At 69.9% G+C, this 18185-nt stretch carries 15 protein-coding genes; 8 read left to right on the forward strand and 7 right to left on the reverse strand.

The window, feature by feature from the left end:
- The first annotated feature begins 159 nt into the window (after positions 1-159).
- Positions 160-1764 (forward strand): citramalate synthase, encoded by a 1605-nt coding sequence (cimA, locus tag ACFY10_RS26340; RefSeq protein WP_390667677.1) that lies wholly within the window; start codon positions 160-162, stop codon positions 1762-1764.
- A gap of 143 nt (positions 1765-1907) precedes the next feature.
- Here the strand turns inward: cimA and ACFY10_RS26345 are convergent, their stop codons facing one another.
- Positions 1908-3773, reverse strand: coding sequence for a ricin-type beta-trefoil lectin domain protein (locus ACFY10_RS26345; protein WP_390667678.1), 1866 nt, complete (start codon positions 3771-3773; stop codon positions 1908-1910).
- Between the two features lie 115 nt (positions 3774-3888).
- Here ACFY10_RS26345 and ACFY10_RS26350 point away from each other — a divergent pair, with 115 nt between their 5' ends.
- Positions 3889-6921 (forward strand): glycoside hydrolase family 3 N-terminal domain-containing protein, encoded by a 3033-nt coding sequence (locus ACFY10_RS26350; protein ID WP_390667679.1) that lies wholly within the window; start codon positions 3889-3891, stop codon positions 6919-6921.
- A gap of 57 nt (positions 6922-6978) precedes the next feature.
- Positions 6979-8337 (forward strand): hypothetical protein, encoded by a 1359-nt coding sequence (locus tag ACFY10_RS26355; protein WP_390667680.1) that lies wholly within the window; start codon positions 6979-6981, stop codon positions 8335-8337.
- Positions 8338-8341: 4 nt separating this feature from the next.
- Here ACFY10_RS26355 and ACFY10_RS26360 read toward each other — a convergent pair whose 3' ends face one another.
- A complete protein-coding gene (locus ACFY10_RS26360; protein ID WP_390667681.1) occupies positions 8342-8776 on the reverse strand; it encodes a MarR family winged helix-turn-helix transcriptional regulator in 435 nt (144 codons plus the stop codon).
- Between the two features lie 62 nt (positions 8777-8838).
- On the opposite strand from ACFY10_RS26360, the gene ACFY10_RS26365 reads away from it, so the two are divergent.
- Entirely contained in the window at positions 8839-9873 is a 1035-nt protein-coding gene (locus ACFY10_RS26365) for an FUSC family protein (RefSeq protein ID WP_390667682.1), read from the forward strand.
- Between the two features lie 63 nt (positions 9874-9936).
- Positions 9937-10497, forward strand: coding sequence for a hypothetical protein (locus ACFY10_RS26370; RefSeq protein ID WP_390667683.1), 561 nt, complete (start codon positions 9937-9939; stop codon positions 10495-10497).
- Positions 10498-10579: 82 nt separating this feature from the next.
- Here ACFY10_RS26370 and ACFY10_RS26375 read toward each other — a convergent pair whose 3' ends face one another.
- The gene (locus ACFY10_RS26375; RefSeq protein WP_390667684.1) at positions 10580-11218 is read right to left on the reverse strand and encodes a hypothetical protein; all 639 of its coding nucleotides are present in this window, start codon (positions 11216-11218) and stop codon (positions 10580-10582) included.
- A 110-nt stretch (positions 11219-11328) separates the two neighbouring features.
- Positions 11329-11883 carry a YceI family protein gene (locus ACFY10_RS26380; RefSeq protein WP_390667685.1) on the reverse strand — a complete coding sequence of 185 codons (555 nt, stop codon included), beginning with the start codon at positions 11881-11883 and terminating at the stop codon, positions 11329-11331.
- A 158-nt stretch (positions 11884-12041) separates the two neighbouring features.
- Between ACFY10_RS26380 and ACFY10_RS26385 the strand changes: the two genes are divergently transcribed.
- The 3 genes from ACFY10_RS26385 (at position 12042) to ACFY10_RS26395 (ending at position 16344) form a co-directional block, all read left to right on the forward strand.
- Complete coding sequence (locus ACFY10_RS26385; protein ID WP_390667686.1) at positions 12042-14345, forward strand: polysaccharide lyase 8 family protein; 2304 nt, start codon at positions 12042-12044, stop codon at positions 14343-14345.
- Positions 14346-14562: 217 nt separating this feature from the next.
- Positions 14563-16095 (forward strand): acyl-CoA carboxylase subunit beta, encoded by a 1533-nt coding sequence (locus tag ACFY10_RS26390; protein WP_390667881.1) that lies wholly within the window; start codon positions 14563-14565, stop codon positions 16093-16095.
- Positions 16096-16152: 57 nt separating this feature from the next.
- Positions 16153-16344, forward strand: coding sequence for an acyl-CoA carboxylase subunit epsilon (locus tag ACFY10_RS26395; protein ID WP_390667687.1), 192 nt, complete (start codon positions 16153-16155; stop codon positions 16342-16344).
- A gap of 169 nt (positions 16345-16513) precedes the next feature.
- Here ACFY10_RS26395 and ACFY10_RS26400 read toward each other — a convergent pair whose 3' ends face one another.
- The 3 genes from ACFY10_RS26400 to ACFY10_RS26410 all read right to left on the reverse strand — a co-directional run bounded on the left by ACFY10_RS26400 (position 16514) and on the right by ACFY10_RS26410 (position 18178).
- Positions 16514-17095 carry an ATP/GTP-binding protein gene (locus ACFY10_RS26400; RefSeq protein WP_026248371.1) on the reverse strand — a complete coding sequence of 194 codons (582 nt, stop codon included), beginning with the start codon at positions 17093-17095 and terminating at the stop codon, positions 16514-16516.
- Positions 17076-17669: a DUF742 domain-containing protein gene (locus tag ACFY10_RS26405; protein WP_030942992.1), complete on the reverse strand. Its 594-nt coding sequence runs from the start codon at positions 17667-17669 to the stop codon at positions 17076-17078. The genes ACFY10_RS26400 and ACFY10_RS26405 overlap by 20 nt, the downstream gene beginning before the upstream one ends.
- Positions 17670-17764: 95 nt before the next feature.
- Positions 17765-18178 (reverse strand): roadblock/LC7 domain-containing protein, encoded by a 414-nt coding sequence (locus ACFY10_RS26410; protein WP_003993185.1) that lies wholly within the window; start codon positions 18176-18178, stop codon positions 17765-17767.
- Positions 18179-18185: the final 7 nt, after the last annotated feature.

The raw sequence follows: 18185 nt of genomic DNA on the forward strand, positions 1-18185 counted from the left end.
CGTCGTCCTCGACCCGCGCGCAGACCTCTCGCACCCGCGAGAGGTTTTTCGCTTTTCTGGCCCACCTTCAGCCGGGAGCAAAGCGCGAGGGATCATTGGGGGACGGTGGAGCCGGTCATTCCGGTACAGACCGAGATCCAATACAGGAGTCTTGACACCATGACCGAAACCAGCGAGCTCGACGATTCTTTCCACGTCTTCGACACGACCCTGCGCGACGGTGCGCAGCGTGAGGGCATCAACCTCACCGTCGCGGACAAGCTGGCCATCGCACGGCACCTGGACGACTTCGGCGTGGGCTTCATCGAGGGCGGCTGGCCCGGCGCCAACCCGCGGGACACGGAGTTCTTCGCCCGCGCCCGGCAGGAGATCGACTTCAAGCACGCCCAGCTGGTCGCCTTCGGCGCCACCCGCCGGGCCGGCGCGAAGGCCTCGGAGGACCCGCAGGTCAAGGCGCTTCTGGACTCGGGCGCCGAGGTCATCACGCTGGTCGCCAAGTCCCACGACCGGCACGTCGAACTCGCCCTGCGCACCACCCTCGACGAGAACCTGGAGATGGTCCGCGACACCGTCTCCCACCTGCGCGAGCAGGGCCGCCGGGTGTTCGTCGACTGCGAGCACTTCTTCGACGGCTACCGCGCCAACCCGGAGTACGCGAAGGCCGTCGTACGGGCCGCGTCGGAGGCCGGCGCGTCCGTCGTCATCCTCTGCGACACCAACGGCGGCATGCTGCCGGCGCAGGTACAGGCGGTGGTGTCGACGGTGTTGGCCGACACCGGGGCCCGGCTCGGCATCCACGCCCAGGACGACACCGGCTGCGCGGTCGCCAACACCCTCGCCGCCGTCGACGCGGGCGCGACCCACGTCCAGTGCACGGCGAACGGCTACGGCGAGCGCGTCGGCAACGCCAACCTCTTCCCGGTCGTCGCGGCCCTGGAACTCAAGTACGGCAAGACTGTCCTGCCCGAGGGCGCGCTCCGCGAGATGACCCGGATCTCGCACGCCATCGCCGAGGTCGTGAACCTGACGCCCTCCACCCACCAGCCGTACGTCGGTGTCTCGGCCTTCGCCCACAAGGCCGGCCTGCACGCCTCCGCGATCAAGGTCGACCCGGACCTGTACCAGCACATCGACCCCGAACAGGTCGGCAACACGATGCGCATGCTGGTGTCCGACATGGCCGGCCGCGCCTCCGTCGAGCTCAAGGGCAAGGAACTCGGCATCGACCTGGGCGGCGACCGCGAGGTGGTCGGCAGGGTCGTCGAGCGGGTCAAGGAGCGCGAGCTCAAGGGCTACACCTACGAGGCCGCGGACGCGTCCTTCGAACTCCTCCTGCGCGGCGAGGTCGAGGGCAAGCCGCTGAAGTACTTCGAGGTCGAGTCCTGGCGTGCCATCGTCGAGGACCGCCCCGACGGCACCCACGCCAACGAGGCCACGGTCAAGCTCTACGCCAAGGGCGAGCGCATCGTCGCCACCGCGGAGGGCAACGGCCCGGTCAACGCCCTCGACCGCGCCCTGCGTGTGGCGCTCGAGAAGATCTACCCCCAGCTGGCCAAGCTCGACCTCGTCGACTACAAGGTCCGCATCCTGGAGGGCGTCCACGGCACCCAGTCCACGACCCGCGTCCTGATCTCCACCTCCGACGGCGCGGGCGAGTGGTCCACGGTGGGCGTCGCGGAGAACGTCATCGCGGCGTCGTGGCAGGCGCTGGAGGACGCTTACACGTATGGGTTGCTGCGGGCGGGGGTCGAGCCGGCGGAGTAGTGGGGGCTGCCGCCCCCGCCTTCGTCCTCAAATGCCGGAGGGCTGAAAATCAGCCCCTCCGGCGTTTGAGGAGCGGGGGTCCGGGGGCTGGCCCCCGGGATGGGACGGGTAGGGGCGGCGGGGGCGAGGAAACCCGGCCGCACCTACTGCAAGTGCCACTTCTGGTTGCCGGCCCCCGTGCACGACCAGATCTGTGCCCGAGCCCCGTTCGCCGACGAGTTGTCCGTGACGTCCAGGCACTTGTTCGCGGCCGTGTTCACCACGTCACCGGTCGAGGAGTTGTACGACCACTGCTGCGCACCCGTCGCATTGCAGTCGTACAACTGCACCTTCGCCCCGTCCGCCACCGAACCCGACGTCACGTCGAGGCACTTGCCGAGCCCCCGCACCGTGCCGTCCGTCTGCACGGTCCACTGCTGGGCCGCCGAGCCGTTGCAGTCGTAGAGCTGCACCGCCGCGCCGTTGGCGCTCGAACCGCCCGCCACGTCGAGGCACTTGCCCGCCAACCCGACGAAGGCCCCCGACTGCCCGCCCCCGCCCGACTGCGTCCCCGACCACGTGAACGTCGCCGACGTCTTGCCGGGGAGGGAGTAAGTCGCGTGCTGCGAGCCCCAGTTGATGGTCACCGTCTTCGCCGACGAAGCGTCGTTGTAGGCGATCAGCGCCTTCGAGCCGTCGGGGTTGCGCCAGGCCACGTTCGGTACGGCTGAGGAGGCCGTGGAGGCGATGCGCTGGGCGCCCGGCCGTACGAACTTCGTCAGGTGGCCCATCGTGTAGTACTCGACCGTGTAGTCGACGGTCCCGCTCGCCCCGTCCCCGTTGTGCACGGTGATCAGACCGGTGCAGGTGCCGCAACCCCCGTTGTGCGGGCCCATGTTCTGGTCCACGGCCAGCGACCACTTGGTCACCGACTTCGCCCAGTTGCGGGTGTAGTCGACGATGTTGTTCATGTCCTCGCGCTGCTGGTTGGCGATCCAGGTGCCGCCCGAGTGCTCGGTGCCGAAGGCGTCCAGCGAGGGGTACTGGTTGTGCACGGACGTCTGCTTGGTGACGTCGCCGCCATAGCCGTGCCAGGCGATCCCGCCGAAGTTGGGGTGGTTGCGGATCGCCGGGTCGTCGACCGACTGGGCCGCGTAGGAGTCGTAGACGTCCCAGTTCCAGTCGTGCGCCAGGACCTTCGTCGACAGCCCGGCCGACTGCAGCTTCGGCAGCAGCTCGCTCTTCAGGAAGTACGCCAGCCCGCTCGCGTTCCAGCTCATCGAGGGATACCCCGAGCAGCAGGTCGGCTCGTTCTGCGGGGTCACGTAGGACACCGGAACCCCCTGATCCCGGTACGCCTGAAGGTACTTGACGAAGTACGAGGCGTACGCCCCGTAGTCCTCCGCCTTCAGCCAGCCGCCGTTGAGCGCGCCGCTGTCCTTCATCCAGGCCGGAGCCGTCCATGGCGAGGCCATGACAGTCAGAGAGGGGTTCAGCTGGAGCGCCTGCTTGGTCAGCGGGACGACGTCCGCGAGGTCGTGCGCGATGGAGAAGCTGTTCAGGTTCGGGTCGGTCTGGCCGGCCGGCACGTCGTCGTACGTGTACCCGTACCGTGCCAGGTCCGAGGCGCCCATCGGATTGCGCAGGAACGACAGCCCGATGCCGTCCGTCGGCGAGAACAGCTTCCGCATGGTCGCGTCCCGGGTCGCCTGCGAGAGCGCCCCGCTGCTGTTCATCAGCCAGGCCGCGGTGTCCGTGAAGGACGCGCCGCCGCCGGTGAACGTCTGGTACCGGGTGTTCTCGTCGACGGTGATGTTCTCGCCGCCACCCCCGGTGCCGGACTGGAAGGCGAACGGTGTCTGGGCCTGGAGGCCGCGCGTCACATGGCGTCCGGCGGAGTCGTCGGTGGTGGTGAGCCAGGCCGTGACCTGCTCACCGGCGGCATGTGCGGGGGTCGTGGTCGCGGTGATGCCGGCCGTGGAGAGGAGTCCGGCCAGCAGCAGCCGAACCGTGCGGGTGGTTCTCCTCATGCTGTGTCGCCCTCCCGGAATGTCTGACGTGACGTCTTGACGGGTGTGTGAGCCGTTAGTTAACTCACGGCGTGATCTAAGTCATGAGTGAACCACGAGAGTCGAGGGATGGTCTATGCCAAGTACCGCTCTGCTCGTCTCGCGAAGAACCGCGCTGCTCGTCTCCGCGGCTCTCCTCGCCGCCGCGCTGCCACTGTCCTCGGCCCGGGCAGCCGACGACCCGGCCCCCGTCCCCGTGGACCGCTTCGAGGGCGAGGTGCCCTTCGCCGCCCAGCCCGCCGACGGCATCTTCACGTGGGGCAGCGACAGCGACGACCCGCCCCAACTTCGGTTCGCCGACCGGTCCGACGCGCCCGAGGGGGCGAAGGTCCTCGCCGGCACCTACGACATCAGCGGCTACGGCGGCTTCACCCACGACTTCGCCGCGGACGCACCCGCCCACGACTGGTCCGCGCACAAGGGCGTCCGCTTCTGGTGGGACGGCCAGGACAACGGCAGGAAGATCGCCTTCGAGATCAAGGACGGCGGCACGAACGGCGAGGCCTCCGAGCTGTGGACGACCTCCTTCACCGACGACTTCACCGGCTGGAAGCAGATCGAGATCCCCTTCACCGACTTCGCCTACCGCACCGACTACCAGCCCGTCGGCGGCATCGACCACGTCCTCGGGCTGACGCAGATGTGGGGGTACGCCATCACCCTCCCCGTCGGCGTCAAGGGCCAATTCGCCATGGATGACGTCGAGTTGTACGGCAAGGCCGACCAATCCCTGCGCGCGAACGTCACGACCGACGCCGCCGTCTACCCGGTCAAGGAAGGCGGGACCGCCGCCGTCAAGGTCACCGTGGCCACCACCGGCTCCGCCCCCATCGACGACCCGGTGACCGTCACGTACGAGACCACCGGCGGCTCCGCGGACCCCGGCAAGGACTACACGCCGGTCACCGGAACCCTCACCTTCCCCGCGGGTACGGCCTCCGGCGCCACGCAGACGATCCACGTGCCGACCCTGCGCGACAGGTCCGCCGAGTCCGCCGAGACGATCCCGCTCAAGTTCACGGTCACCGGTGCCAAGCCCCCGGCCGAACCCCCGCAGGTCGTCGTCGACGCCAACGGACTGCCTTACCTCGACGGCAAGTTGCCGGTGAAGAAGCGCGTCGCCGACCTCGTCTCCCGCATGTCCTTGGAGGAGAAGGCCGGCCAGATGACCCAGGCCGAGCGCGGAGCCGTGGGGACCGGCGCAGACATCGCCGCCTACGGCCTCGGCTCACTCCTGTCCGGCGGCGGCTCCACACCCACGCCCAACACGCCCGAGGCCTGGGCGAAGATGATCGACGGCTACCAGCTCCGGGCGCAGGCAACGCGGTTCCAGATACCGCTGATCTACGGCGTCGACGCGGTGCACGGCCACAACAACCTGGTCGGCGCCACGATCATGCCGCACAACATCGGCTTCGGAGCGACCAGGGATCCCCAACTGGCCCAGAGGGCAGGCGCGGTGACCGCATCGGAAGTCCGCGCCACCGGTGTCCCCTGGGACTTCGCCCCCTGCCTCTGCGTCTCCCGCGACGAGCGCTGGGGCCGCTCCTACGAGTCCTTCGGCGAGGATCCGGCGCTCGTCGAGTCCATGGAGACGATCATCCAGGGCCTCCAAGGCCGGGCGGACGGACGGGACTTGAAGGACAACGACAAGGTTCTCGCCACCGCCAAGCACTTCGTCGGCGACGGCGGCACCGAGTACGGCTCCTCCACCACCGGCACCTACACCATCGACCAGGGCGTCACCAAGGTCACCCGGCAGCAGCTGGAGGCGATCCACCTGGCGCCGTACCGGACCGCGGTCGACCGGGGCATCGGCACGGTCATGCCCTCGTACTCCTCGCTCGACATCCTCGGCGACGGACAGGGCCCGGTGAAGATGCACGCCCGCGCCGACATGATCAACGGCGTGCTCAAGGGCCGTATGGGCTTCGACGGCTTCGTGATCAGCGACTGGGACGCCATCAACCAGCTCCCCGGCGACTACCCGGCCCATGTCGGCACGGCCGTCAACGCCGGCGTCGACATGATGATGGTGCCGTACAGCTACAAGGACTTCCGTACGACGCTCGTCGACCAGGTGAAGGCCGGCCGCGTCAGCGAGCAGCGGATCGACGACGCCGTGTCGCGCATCCTCACCCAGAAGTTCCGGCTCGGGCTCTTCGAGAAGCCGTACGCCGACACGAGCGGCGCCTCGCAGATCGGCTCCGCCGCGCACAGGGCCGTCGCAAGGCAGGCGGCAGCCGAGTCGCAGGTCCTGCTGAAGAACTCCGGCGGCGTCCTGCCTCTGAAGAAGAACCAGAAGGTCTACGTCGCCGGGTCCAACGCCGACGACCTCGGCAACCAGACCGGTGGCTGGACCGTCACCTGGCAGGGCGCATCCGGCACCCACACCCAGGGCACGACGATCCTCGACGGGATGCGGAAGGACGGAGACGTCACCTACTCCAAGGACGCCTCCGCTCCCACGAGCGGCTATGACGTCGGCGTGGTCGTCGTCGGCGAGACCCCGTACGCCGAGGGCGTCGGCGACGTCGGCAACGGGCACGACCTGCAGCTCTCCGCCGCCGACAAGGCCGCCGTCGACAAGGTGTGCGCGGCCATGAAGTGCGCGGTGCTGATCGTCTCCGGGCGCCCCCAGCTGATCGGCGACCGGCTCGGCGGGATCGACGGCCTGGTCGCCTCCTGGCTGCCGGGTACCGAGGGCGACGGAGTGGCCGACGTCCTCTACGGCAAACGCCCCTTCACCGGCCGACTCCCGGTCACCTGGCCCAAGTCCGAGGCCCAGCTGCCGATCAACGTCGGTGACACGGCGTACGACCCGCAGTTCCCGTACGGCTGGGGTCTGACGACCCTGACCAAGGTGCCGGAGGGCGGCGCGGTGACCCTGAAGGCGCTCGCGGTGGCCGCCGCCGTCGCCGAGAAGGCGGGAGCGGACGAGGCCGGCCGCGAGCTCGTCACCAAGGCCCGGCTGATCGTCCAGCAGAAGGCGGGCGCCGGCATCACTGCGGCGGTCGCGAAGCCCTTCGCCGAGGCCGATCACCTCTCGCTCACCGGGCGGTACCGCGCGGCGGTGGAGAAGCTGATCGCGGCCTACAAGGCCGCCTGAGGCAAGCACCACCTGGATGGATGACCAGTTTTGGGAGGCTTCGGGTAGCTTCGAACTATGAAGCCCGGCGTACGGACCCGAAGCCTCCCAGGGCTGCTCCTGGCCCTGGTGCTCGCCGCCCTGACCGTACTGGCGGTGGCCCCCGCGCCGGCCTCGGCGGACACCAGCGTCTCGACGATCGCCCAGGCCCTGCGCAAGAGCCCGGTCTACGTCGACCCGGCGGCGAGCGCCCAGCTGTCGTCCGCCGATGCGCACGCCCTCGCCCGGAAGATCAAGGACGCCGACAAGCCGCTCTTCGTCGCGGTCCTCCCGGCCGGCTACCCGACGACGGATCTCTTCCGGAACCTCCGCACCGCCACCGGCATCACGGGCCTGTACGCCATCCGCCTGGGCGACCGCTTCGACGCCAGGGCCGACTCCTCCGTCCTGCCGCGCACCGCCGTACAGAACCTCGTCACCAGCGTCCAGGGCGACAAGAACGCCAAGACCCAGCTGGACGACTTCACGAACAGCGCCCTCGCCAACATGGGCGGCTCGGCCCCGTCGAGCTGGGGCTCTTCCTCCGGTGGCGGCGGGGTGTCGTACACCGCACTGATCGTGGCGGGCGCGGTGCTGGTGGCGGGCGGCGCGGGCGCCTACACGCTGGTACGACGCAACCGGCGCCGCAGGGCCGAGGAGCAGCGGGCCGCGCTGGACCGGCTGCGGGTCGTGGTCGACGAGGACATCACGGCCTTCGGCGAGGAGCTGGACCGCCTCGACTTCCACCCGGCGGAGGCGGGCGCCGACGACGCCATGCGCGCCGACTACGAACGCGCGCTGGACGCCTACGAGCAGGCGAAGTCGTCCATGGCCGAGGCCCGCAGACCCGAGGACGTGCGCGCCGTCACCCAAGCCCTGGAGGACGGCCGCTTCTCGCTGACCCTGCTCGCCGCCCGCCGCGAGGGCCACCCCCTGCCCGAACGCCGGCCGCCCTGCTTCTTCGACCCGCGCCACGGCCCCTCCGTCGCCGACGCCACCTGGACGCCCCCGGGCGGCGCCCCGCGCGAGGTTCCCGTCTGCGCGGCCGACGCCACCCGCCTCGCCGACGGCCGCGACCCCGTCATCCGCGAGGTCGACACCGACCAGGGCCGCCGCCCGTACTGGGACGCGGGCCCGGCCTACGGCCCCTGGGCGGGCGGCTACTTCGGCGGCGGCCTGCTGCCCGGCCTGCTCGTCGGCACACTGCTGGGCAGCATGATGGCGACCCCGTCGTACGCGGCCGACTACGGCACCGGGTACGGCGACTTCGGCGGCGGATACGACGGCGGGGACACCTCGGGCGCGGACTTCGACCCGGGTGACTTCGGGGGCGGGTTCGGCGACGGCGGGGGAGGCGGCGACTTCGGGGGCGGCGGGGACTTCGGCGGAGGTTTCTGAGGCGTCAGTCCTCCGCGTCCCCCGCGTCTGCCAGCCGCTCCATCAGCGCCGCCGCCAGCTCCAGCACCCCCCGCTCCGTCGGGCTCAGCGACGCCAGCGCGCCGGACAGCCAGGCGTCCCGGTCGGCCATGTCCCGCTCCAGCGCCCGCCGCCCCTGCCCGGTCAGCGACAGCACGGACTGCCGCCGGTCGACGGTGCCCGGCTCCCGCGCGATCAGTCCGTCCTCCTCCAGCTCCGCGAAGACCCGGGTCAGCGACTGCGGCCGCTGCCGCTCGGCCGCCGCTACCTCGCCGGGCGTGGCCGAACCGTGCCGGTGCAGATGCCCGAGCACCAACAGCTGGTTGGCGCTGAGACTCCCGTCGCCGCGCTCCTGCCGCAGCCGACGGTTGAGACGCATGACGCCACGGCGGATGCGGGCGGCTTCGGGGAGGTGGTCCATGACAGAGATCGTACGTGAATGCTTACTATCCTGACGCCGTCAATGCCCGTATTATCGAGCGAGTGACCGCAAAATTAATACGCAACGCGTACGAAGCGGTGCTGACGATGACCGCCATGCTGCTCTGCTGGGCCGCCGCCCTCGTGCTGGAGGGCGCCGCCGGGCTGCACACCGACGTGCTCGTCCTCGCGGTCGCCCTGACGCTCACCCTGGCCTCGACCCAGCGCACCGCCGACACCCGCCGTCGGCTCACCGCGCTCGTGCTGCTGCCCGCGACGGCCGGCGCCTCGATCTTCCTCGGCCGCCTGATCGCCGCCCATTACGCGATCGGCGCCGCCGTCTTCACCGCCGGCATCTCGCTGGCCATCTGGATCCGCCGCTACGGCCCGGCCGCGACGAAGGCCGGCACCCTGATGACCCTCCCGCTCGTCGCCCTCCTGGTCGTCCCCGGCCCCGCCCTGCCGCCCGAGGCGCAGAGCGGGCTGGTGACCTGGTTCTGGTCGGCGCTGATCGGGGCGCTGGCATGCTGCTCGGTCTGGCTGGTGCAGGGCTTGGGGGACCGGTTCGGCCCATGGCGTGCGGAACCGGCTCCCGAGCAGCCGCCGCGCCGCTCCCGCCTCCACCCCCGTCCGAGCACGCGCATGGCGCTGCAGATGGCGGCCGGTATCGCCGCCGCCTTCGCCCTCGGCCGCCTGCTCTTCGACGACCACTGGCCCTGGGCGGTCCTCACCGCCTACGTCGCCGCGAGCGGCAACCGCGGCCGGAGCGACGTGCTGCGCAAGGGAGTCGAGCGCCTCGCCGGGGCCTGCGTCGGCACGCTGCTGGCGGCGGGCGTGGCGGCGGCCGGCGTCACCGGCCATGCCTCCGTGGCGCTGATGTTCGCCGTCCTCGCGGTCGCGCTGTGGCTGCGGCCCCTCAACTACGCCTACTGGGCGGCCGGGATGACCTGCGCCCTCTCCCTCCTCCTCGGCTACTTCGGCCAGGACGCCCAGCATCTGCTGCCGACCCGGCTGGAGGGCATCGCCGTCGGCGTGGTGCTGTCGGTGGCGTCGGCGTGGTGGCTGCTGCCGGTGCCGCGCAGGCGTACGTCCAAGTAATGCTGGAAAAAGGGTTGATTGGCCGATATCCCTCGGCCCGCGGGGGGCTCCTAGGCTCTCGCCATGCTGACGCCGTCCGAGGGGGACGGTCAGGGCGTCATCGAAATCCTCGACGCGGACCGGCCCCTGTTCCGCGAGCTCTGGCGGGCCCTGTCGCGCCGCGCCCGGGCAGCCGTCGCCGCCTCGGCCTGCCTGGTCGTCCTCACCTCGCTGGCCGGGTACTTCCTCAGTCCCCGTCCGGCCTCTCCCGCACCCGTCCCGGCCGCGGGCATCAGTGTCCGCATCACGCACGTGAGCGTGCCGAAGGCGTACAACCCGTACTTCGGCATCACGCTGCGCGCCGCCGCCACCTCACTCGTCTCGGTCGAGGGCACCCGGGAGGGATACGAGAACCTCATCCTCTACGTCCCCCTGCCCGGCAGCCCTCTGGCCCCCGGCCAGGCACGCACCCTGCACGTCCGCGCCGCCGTCTGCAACTGCTGGCTGCCCCGCCCGCCGCACGGCACGCCCCTGCTGTACCTGACGGTGCGCACCTCGCGCGGCGACCGGCACCTGAGCGTCGTGCCCACTCCCGCCCAGTACGCCCAGCTCGACCTCGACCTCCGCCGCTCCTGCACGAGTTGAGCCCGCTCAGTCCGTTTCGGAAAGCGGGCCGCAGACGACAGACGACCCATCGCGGCACACCCCGCGGAGCGTTTGGCGCGGCTCAAACGTCCAGTGCAGCCTTCGCGAACCTGATCAGCCCGTCGAAGTCGATCGCCCCGGGATCCCCATGGTCGTTCTCGGGCACGTGCGTGTGACCGCACACCCCGTTGAACGCGTTCCACTCGTGCCCGCTCATCCGCTGCCCGGCCCGGCTCCCGAACGACTTCGGGTACGGCGGCCACAGCTCCGGCCCGCTCAGCGGCACATCGTGCTCCTGGTGCATCCAGGCCAGGAACCGGGCGAGCTCGCGCAGGGCCCACTCCGGGGCCTGGGGCCAGTAGAGGTGCGCCCTCCCGGCATCCGTCCACTTCCCGTGGGTGACGGGGTCGCAGGTGCCGACCAGTTCGGCCTGGCAGACGTTCAGAGTGTTCGTCTCGACGCCGCCCGGAAGGTTCACCAGGGCGCGCGAGGAGACGTCGATGTCGAAGTGCTGGTACCAGGTGAGCTTCTGGGCCGTGAGGTCCGGCACCGCCGTCAGGTTCGGCGCCATCCGGCCGCCGTTGTAGTCGGGCAGCGTGCGGCCCTCGGTGGTGTGCAGGACGACGACGTTGACCTCCATGGCGTCGCCGGGCCAGCGGTTCTGGTACCAGTGGGTACGGTCGGCTCCCGGATAGTGCTGTGGTCCTGACTTCCTGGTCATGGGTCCCCCTGGGTCTGACGTTCCATGGGCATGACCGAGCGCCCGCCCTCCTGATACAGGGGGACGGGCGCACTCGGGTGCAGATGCCGTGAAGGCGCAGTCGTGCGGAATCAGGCGTTCTTGATCGCCGAGATGTCGAAGTTCAGCTTGATCTTGTCGGAGACCAGCACACCACCCGTCTCCAGCGCCGCGTTCCACGTCAGACCCCACTCGGAACGCAGGATCTCCGCCTTGCCCTCGAAGCCGACGCGCTCGTTGCCGAAGGGGTCCTTCGCGGCGCCGTTGAACTCGAGGTCGATGGTGAGCGGCTTGGTGGTGCCGAGAATCGTCAGATCGCCGGTGATGCGGTAGTCGTCGCCGCCGAGGGCCTCGGCCGAGGTGGAGCGGAAGGTCATGGTCGGGAACTCGTCGATCTTGAAGAAGTCCGCGCTCTTCAGGTGACCGTCGCGGTCGGCGGACCCGGTGTCGATGCTCTCCATCTTGACGTCGATGGAGGCCGTCGACGTCGACGGGGCGCCGCCGTCCAGGTGCAGTGACCCGCTGAAGTCGAGGAACTTCCCCTTGACGTTGGTGACCATGGCGTGGCGGACGGTGAAGCCGATCGTGGAGTGGGCCGTGTCGATCGCGTAGTCGCCGGTCAGTGCGGTCAGGTCGGGGTTCGCCATGACGTGCTCCTTGGGGTGAGTATGTTGAACGTTGAACTACTCAACAGAACCGACCGTAGACCTATTCCATTCAAGTTTCAACATCATCCGCAAAGTGTTGGCGTGGTTACGCTGAGGTGGTAGATGCCCATGGCATGAACCCACACCGCAGGGGCTCCATGAGACCGACCCGTAGGGCCGTCCTACTCGCGGCGGCACTCCTGGCCGCGGCCGCACCCTCCGCCCGCGCCGCCGCCCCCGACCCCTACGAGGCCCTCCGCCGCCGCTGGCTCGACCTCGCCCTCGGCACCGGCTACGACCCCACCGCGCAGCCGTACGCCTCCCGCCTCGCCGAAACCGGAGAACTCGCCCGCGCCGCCCGGGCCACCATGGCCCCCACCCCCACCTCCCTCTGGCCCGGCTACCCCTACGACCCGCCCTCCGGCATCACCCAGAGCTACGGCCGCCTGTGGACGATGACCCAGGCCTACGTCCAGCAGGGCACCGGCTCGACCGGCGACCCTGCCCTCCTCGCGGACGTCCTGCGCGGCCTCGACCACCTCTCCGCCACGATCTACAACCCCTCCACGACCCGCTACGGCAACTGGTGGGAATGGCAGATCGGCAGCCCCCGCCTGCTGATGGACATCACGGCCGTCCTGTACGACGACCTCACCGACGCCCAGCGGGAAGCGGCCTGCGCCGCCGTCGACCACTTCATCCCCGACACGATGCTCACCGACTACTCCGGCACCTCCACCGGCGCCAACCGCGTCGACCTGTGCCGCTCCGTGGCCCTGCGCGGCATCCTGGGCCGCGCGGACACCAGGCTCGCGCTCGCCCGCGACGCCCTCTCCCCGGTCTTCCCGTACGTCACGAAGGGGGACGGGCTGTACGCGGACGGCTCGTTCGTCCAGCACACCTGGGTCGCCTACTCGGGGACGTACGGACAAGTCATGCTCGACGGCCTCGGCCGCCTCTTCACGCTCCTCGCGGGATCCGCGTGGGAGGTGACCGACCCCAACCGGCAGCTCGTCCTCGACAGCGTCGAGCACGCCTACGCGCCCCTGATCCACGACGGGTTGGTGATGGACGGCGTCAACGGCCGTGCCATCAGCCGGGGTTACCTCAAGAGCGACGAACGCCACGTCATGCGCAGCGACCACTTCCACGGGCAGGGCATCATCGCGGCCGTCGCCCTGCTGGCCGGCGGGGCGAGCACGGCGGAACGCGAGCGCTGGTACTCGTACATCAAGGGCTGGATCGAACGGGACACGGTGACACCGGTACTGACGGCACCTCAGTTCGGCGTCGCAGACCTGGCCCGGCTGCACGCCGTCGCCGACTCGCCGGTCCCGGCCGCCCCGGAACCCGTCGGCCACCGCCTCTTCGCGGCCATGGACCGCGCCGTCCACCGCGGCTCCGGCTTCACGGCGAGCATCGCGATGTGCAGCGACCGCATCACGTACTACGAGTGCGGCAACGGCGAGAACCCGCGAGGCTGGCACACGGGCGCCGGAATGCTCTACTGGTGGCCCGCCGGCCGGTCCGACCAGTACACGGACTGGTTCTGGCCGACCGTCGACTGGTACCGCCTCCCCGGCACCACCGTCTCCACCGTTCCGCTGGCCGACAAGGCGGGCGGCGAGTGGGGCGCGCCCAAGCCGGACGTGCGCTGGGTCGGCGGCACGACGGACGGCGAGTACGCGGCCGTCGGCCAGCACCTCAAGGGCCTCGGCTCGACGCTGCAGGCCCGCAAGTCGTGGTTCTGCGTCACGGACGCGGTGATCTGCCTCGGCGCGGGCATCACCTGCACCGACGGCGTCCCGGTCGAGACCGTCGTCGACAACCGCAACCTGGGGGAGGGCGGGACACAGGAATTCGTACGGGGGAGGGGCTGGGCCCACCTGGAAGGCCACGGCGGCTGGCTGCTCCCCGGTGGCGACCCGCACACCCTCCGCGAGGACCGCACCGGCGCCTGGGCCGACATCAACACCACCAGTACGGCCCAGCCGGCCACCCGCCGCTGGCAGACCCTCTGGCTCGACCACGGCACGGACCCGACCGACGCCACGTATGTCTACGTCCTCATGCCCGGCGCCTCCCGCCGAGCCGTGGCCTCCCGCGCCGCCGACCGCCACTGGCTGTCGCTCCTCGCCAACGACAGCACCTGCCAGGCCGTGCGGGTCCCCTCCCTGGGCTTCACGGCCGCCAACTTCTGGGGGCCGGGCACGGCGGGCCCGCTGACCGCCTCCGCCGCCGCGAGCGTCCTCGTACGCCTCCACGGCCGCACCGCTACCCTCTGCGTGAGCGAGCCGCCCCGAACGGGTGAGCCGTTCGAGATCACCTGGAACCACCCGGTACGCGCGCTGGTGCGGGCCGATGACAGCGTCGAAGTCCTGTGCACCGGCCGCCGTACGACCCTCCGGATTACCCCAGGCGTGTCATGTGCGACTCATCGATGTGAGCTGGCTCTCAGCTGACGGCTTTGTGTGACCCCTACAAGCCGGACGCCCTCTGAGCAGTCGGAAGGCCTGCATGCCGTCGAGGTTCTGTTCAGGGGTACCAGGAAAACGGGCCGGAGACTGTACGGAGTCGACGGCTCGCTTTCTTGGGTGGGCTTCGTAAGGTCACTACATGACCGTTTTGGATGAGGCGCCGGGTGATTCGACGGGTGAGCCGACGGACGCGCGCGGGCGCGTGGCCGAGCTGCACGAGATCCGTGCGCAGGCGCTGGCCGGCCCGAGCGAGAAGGCGACCGAGGCGCAGCACGCCAAGGGCAAGCTGACCGGCCGGGAGCGCATCGAGCTGCTGCTGGATGCGGGCTCCTTCCAGGAGGTCGAGCAGCTGCGCCGGCACCGCGCGGTCGGCTTCGGCCTGGAGGCCAAGAAGCCGTACACGGACGGTGTGATCACCGGCTGGGGCACGGTGGAGGGCCGCACGGTCTTCGTCTACGCCCATGACTTCCGCATCTTCGGCGGCGCGCTGGGCGAGGCCCACGCCACCAAGATCCACAAGATCATGGACATGGCCATCGCGGCCGGGGCGCCGCTGGTGTCGCTGAACGACGGCGCGGGCGCCCGCATCCAGGAAGGTGTCTCGGCCCTGGCGGGCTACGGCGGCATCTTCCAGCGCAACACCAGGGCGTCCGGGGTCATCCCGCAGATCTCGGTGATGCTCGGCCCCTGCGCCGGCGGCGCGGCCTACAGCCCCGCCCTGACGGACTTCGTCTTCATGGTCCGCGAGACCTCGCAGATGTTCATCACCGGCCCCGACGTGGTCAAGGCGGTCACCGGCGAGGAGATCACCCAGAACGGCCTGGGCGGCGCGGACGTCCACGCGGAGACCTCCGGCGTCTGCCACTTCGCCTACGACGACGAAGAGACCTGCATCGCCGAGGTCCGCTACCTCCTCTCGCTGCTCCCGCAGAACAACCGGGAGAACCCGCCGCGGGTGGACTCCACGGACGCGGCGGACCGCCGTAGCGACGTGCTGCTCGACCTGGTCCCGGCGGACGGCAACCGGCCGTACGACATGGCCAAGGTGATCGAGGAGATCGTCGACGACGGCGAGTACCTCGAGGTGCACGAGCGCTGGGCCCGCAACATCATCTGCGCGCTGGGCCGCCTGGACGGCCAGGTGGTCGGCATCGTCGCCAACCAGCCGCAGACCCTCGCGGGCGTCCTGGACATCGAGGCGTCGGAAAAAGCTGCGCGTTTCGTCCAGATGTGTGACGCTTTTAACATCCCGATCGTCACCTTCCTGGACGTCCCGGGGTTCCTCCCCGGTGTCGACCAGGAGCACGGCGGCATCATCCGCCACGGCGCGAAGCTCCTATACGCCTACTGCAACGCGACCGTGCCGCGGATTTCGCTGATCCTGCGCAAGGCGTACGGAGGCGCCTACATCGTCATGGACAGCCAGTCCATCGGTGCCGACCTCACCTACGCCTGGCCGACGAACGAGATCGCCGTGATGGGCGCCGAAGGGGCCGCCAACGTCATCTTCCGGCGACAGATCGCAGAGGCCGAGGACCCCGAGGCCATGCGGGCCCGCATGGTCAAGGAGTACAAGTCGGAGCTGATGCACCCGTACTACGCGGCCGAGCGTGGCCTGGTCGACGACGTCATCGACCCGACCGAAACCCGCGAGATCCTCATCCGCTCCCTGGCGATGCTGCAGACCAAGCACGCCGACCTGCCGTCGCGTAAGCACGGCAACCCTCCGCAGTAACCCAGCGGACCCTCCGCGACACCCTCGCGGAAACCTCTCTCACGGAGACTGAGACCTATGAACACCCCTGACATTCGTGTCGAGAAGGGCCACGCCGAGCCCGAGGAAGTCGCCGCCATCACGGCCGTCCTCCTGGCCCGCGCCGCAGCCGCCCCGTCGGACACCCAGCCCCACCGCGCCCACCCCAAGGCCGGCTGGCGCCGCCTGGAGCGCGAGCCCGGCTTCCGGGCTCCGCACAGCTGGCACTGAGGCCGCAAGCAAGGCGAAGGGCCCCTCTCGAAAGAGAGGGGCCCTTCGCCTTGCCAGGGGCGCGGGGCTGTATCGATTTGCGGCTCCGCCGCGTGGGCGCGACAAGCCACTGGGCCGCCGCAGACGGCAAACAACCGTCCGAGGCAGCCCAGTGGCCGCAAAGATCTACCTACCGCAGCCGAGCCATCAACGCATGCTCAACGAGCGTGATCAGCGCAGACTTCGCATCCGCCCGATGCCGCGCATCAGTCGTGATGATCGGAGTGTCCGGCCCGATCTGCAGAGCCTCCCGCACCTCGTCCGGGTTGTACGGCTGATTCCCGTCAAACCCATTCAGAGCGATCACAAAAGGAAGCCCCGAGTTCTCGAAGTAGTCGACAGCCGGGAAGCAGTCAGCAAGGCGCCTGGTGTCAACCAGCACAATCGCACCGATCGCACCGCGCACCAGGTCGTCCCACATGAACCAGAACCGGTCCTGACCCGGGGTGCCGAAGAGGTACAGGATCAGGTCCTGGTCCAGGGTGATACGGCCGAAGTCCATGGCCACCGTGGTGGTGGTCTTGTCCCCGGTGTGGGTGAGGTCGTCGATGCCTGCCGAAGCAGACGTCATGACGGCCTCGGTACGCAGCGGGTTGATCTCCGAGACGGCCCCGACGAACGTGGTCTTGCCCACGCCGAAGCCACCCGCCACCACGATCTTCGCCGAGGTGGTGGAGCGGGAAGGACCGCCGCTAGAGCTTGCGAAGTCCACTGAGCACCCTTTCGAGCAGTGTCACGTCTGGCTGGCCGCCGGCGTTCTCGTCGCCGCCGGGCTGATGGATGGCGACCAGTCCCGCCTCCGCCAAGTCGGCGACGAGGATCCTGGCCACGCCGAGAGGGATCGTCAGGAGGGCGGAGATTTCCGCCACCGACTTGATCTCGCGGCAGAGGTTGCAGATCCGCTGATGCTCGGGCAGCTGGCCCTGCATCTGGTGCGGCTGCGCGGTGGTGTGCACCAGCGCCTCGATGGCGAGCTGGTAGCGCGGGCGCGTCCGGCCGCCGGTCATGGCGTACGGACGCACCAAGGGGTTGTTCGACGACCCTGCGGGGGCCGGCTCAGGAGCACGTCGCTGCGGCTGCACGGGCTGGATGCGCGGCGCCGGCGGCTGGTCGTACGGCGACGGGCCGGGACCCTGCGGACCCTGGGGCGCGTACGGGTGCTGACGCCGCTGGCTCGGGGTGGAGGGGAAGTTGTAACGGTTCGGGTTCTGGGAACCGCCGCCCTGGCCCTGGGCAGGGCCGTACGACCAGTTGCCCGAATTCGAACCGCCTGGGGGTGTTGCCACTTTCTCCTCCTCCGACTGTGCCGGGCACCCAATCCCTGTGGAGCCGCGTCCCGAAACCTTACGGCCCCGGGACGCCAAAACGCACCGTCTGTCTGTCAGTTGAGCAGGCTGCCCTGGAGCTCCGCACGAAGATCCGGTGTCAGGACCGTACCGGCACGGTCGACCAGAAGTGCCATCTCGTACCCAATGAGGCCGATGTCCGCCTCGGGATGAGCGAGAACCGCGAGCGAGGAACCGTCGGATACGGACATGATGAACAGGAATCCCCGCTCCATCTCCACAACCGTCTGGTTCACGGCGCCGCCCTCGAAGATCCGGGAGGCGCCCGCCGTCAGTGACGTCAGACCGGAGGCGACGGCCGCAAGCTGGTCGGCGCGGTCGCGGGGAAAACCTTCGGACATCGCCAGAAGGAGTCCGTCGGCGGAGACCACCACGGTGTGGGACACCCCCGGGGTGTTGTCCACGAAGTTGGTGATCAACCAGTTCAGGTTCTGTGCCGCCTGGCTCATCGGGCTC

Source organism: Streptomyces sp. NPDC001401 (assembly GCF_042895385.1).
In the GTDB taxonomy this organism is placed as follows: Bacteria; Actinomycetota; Actinomycetes; order Streptomycetales; family Streptomycetaceae; genus Streptomyces.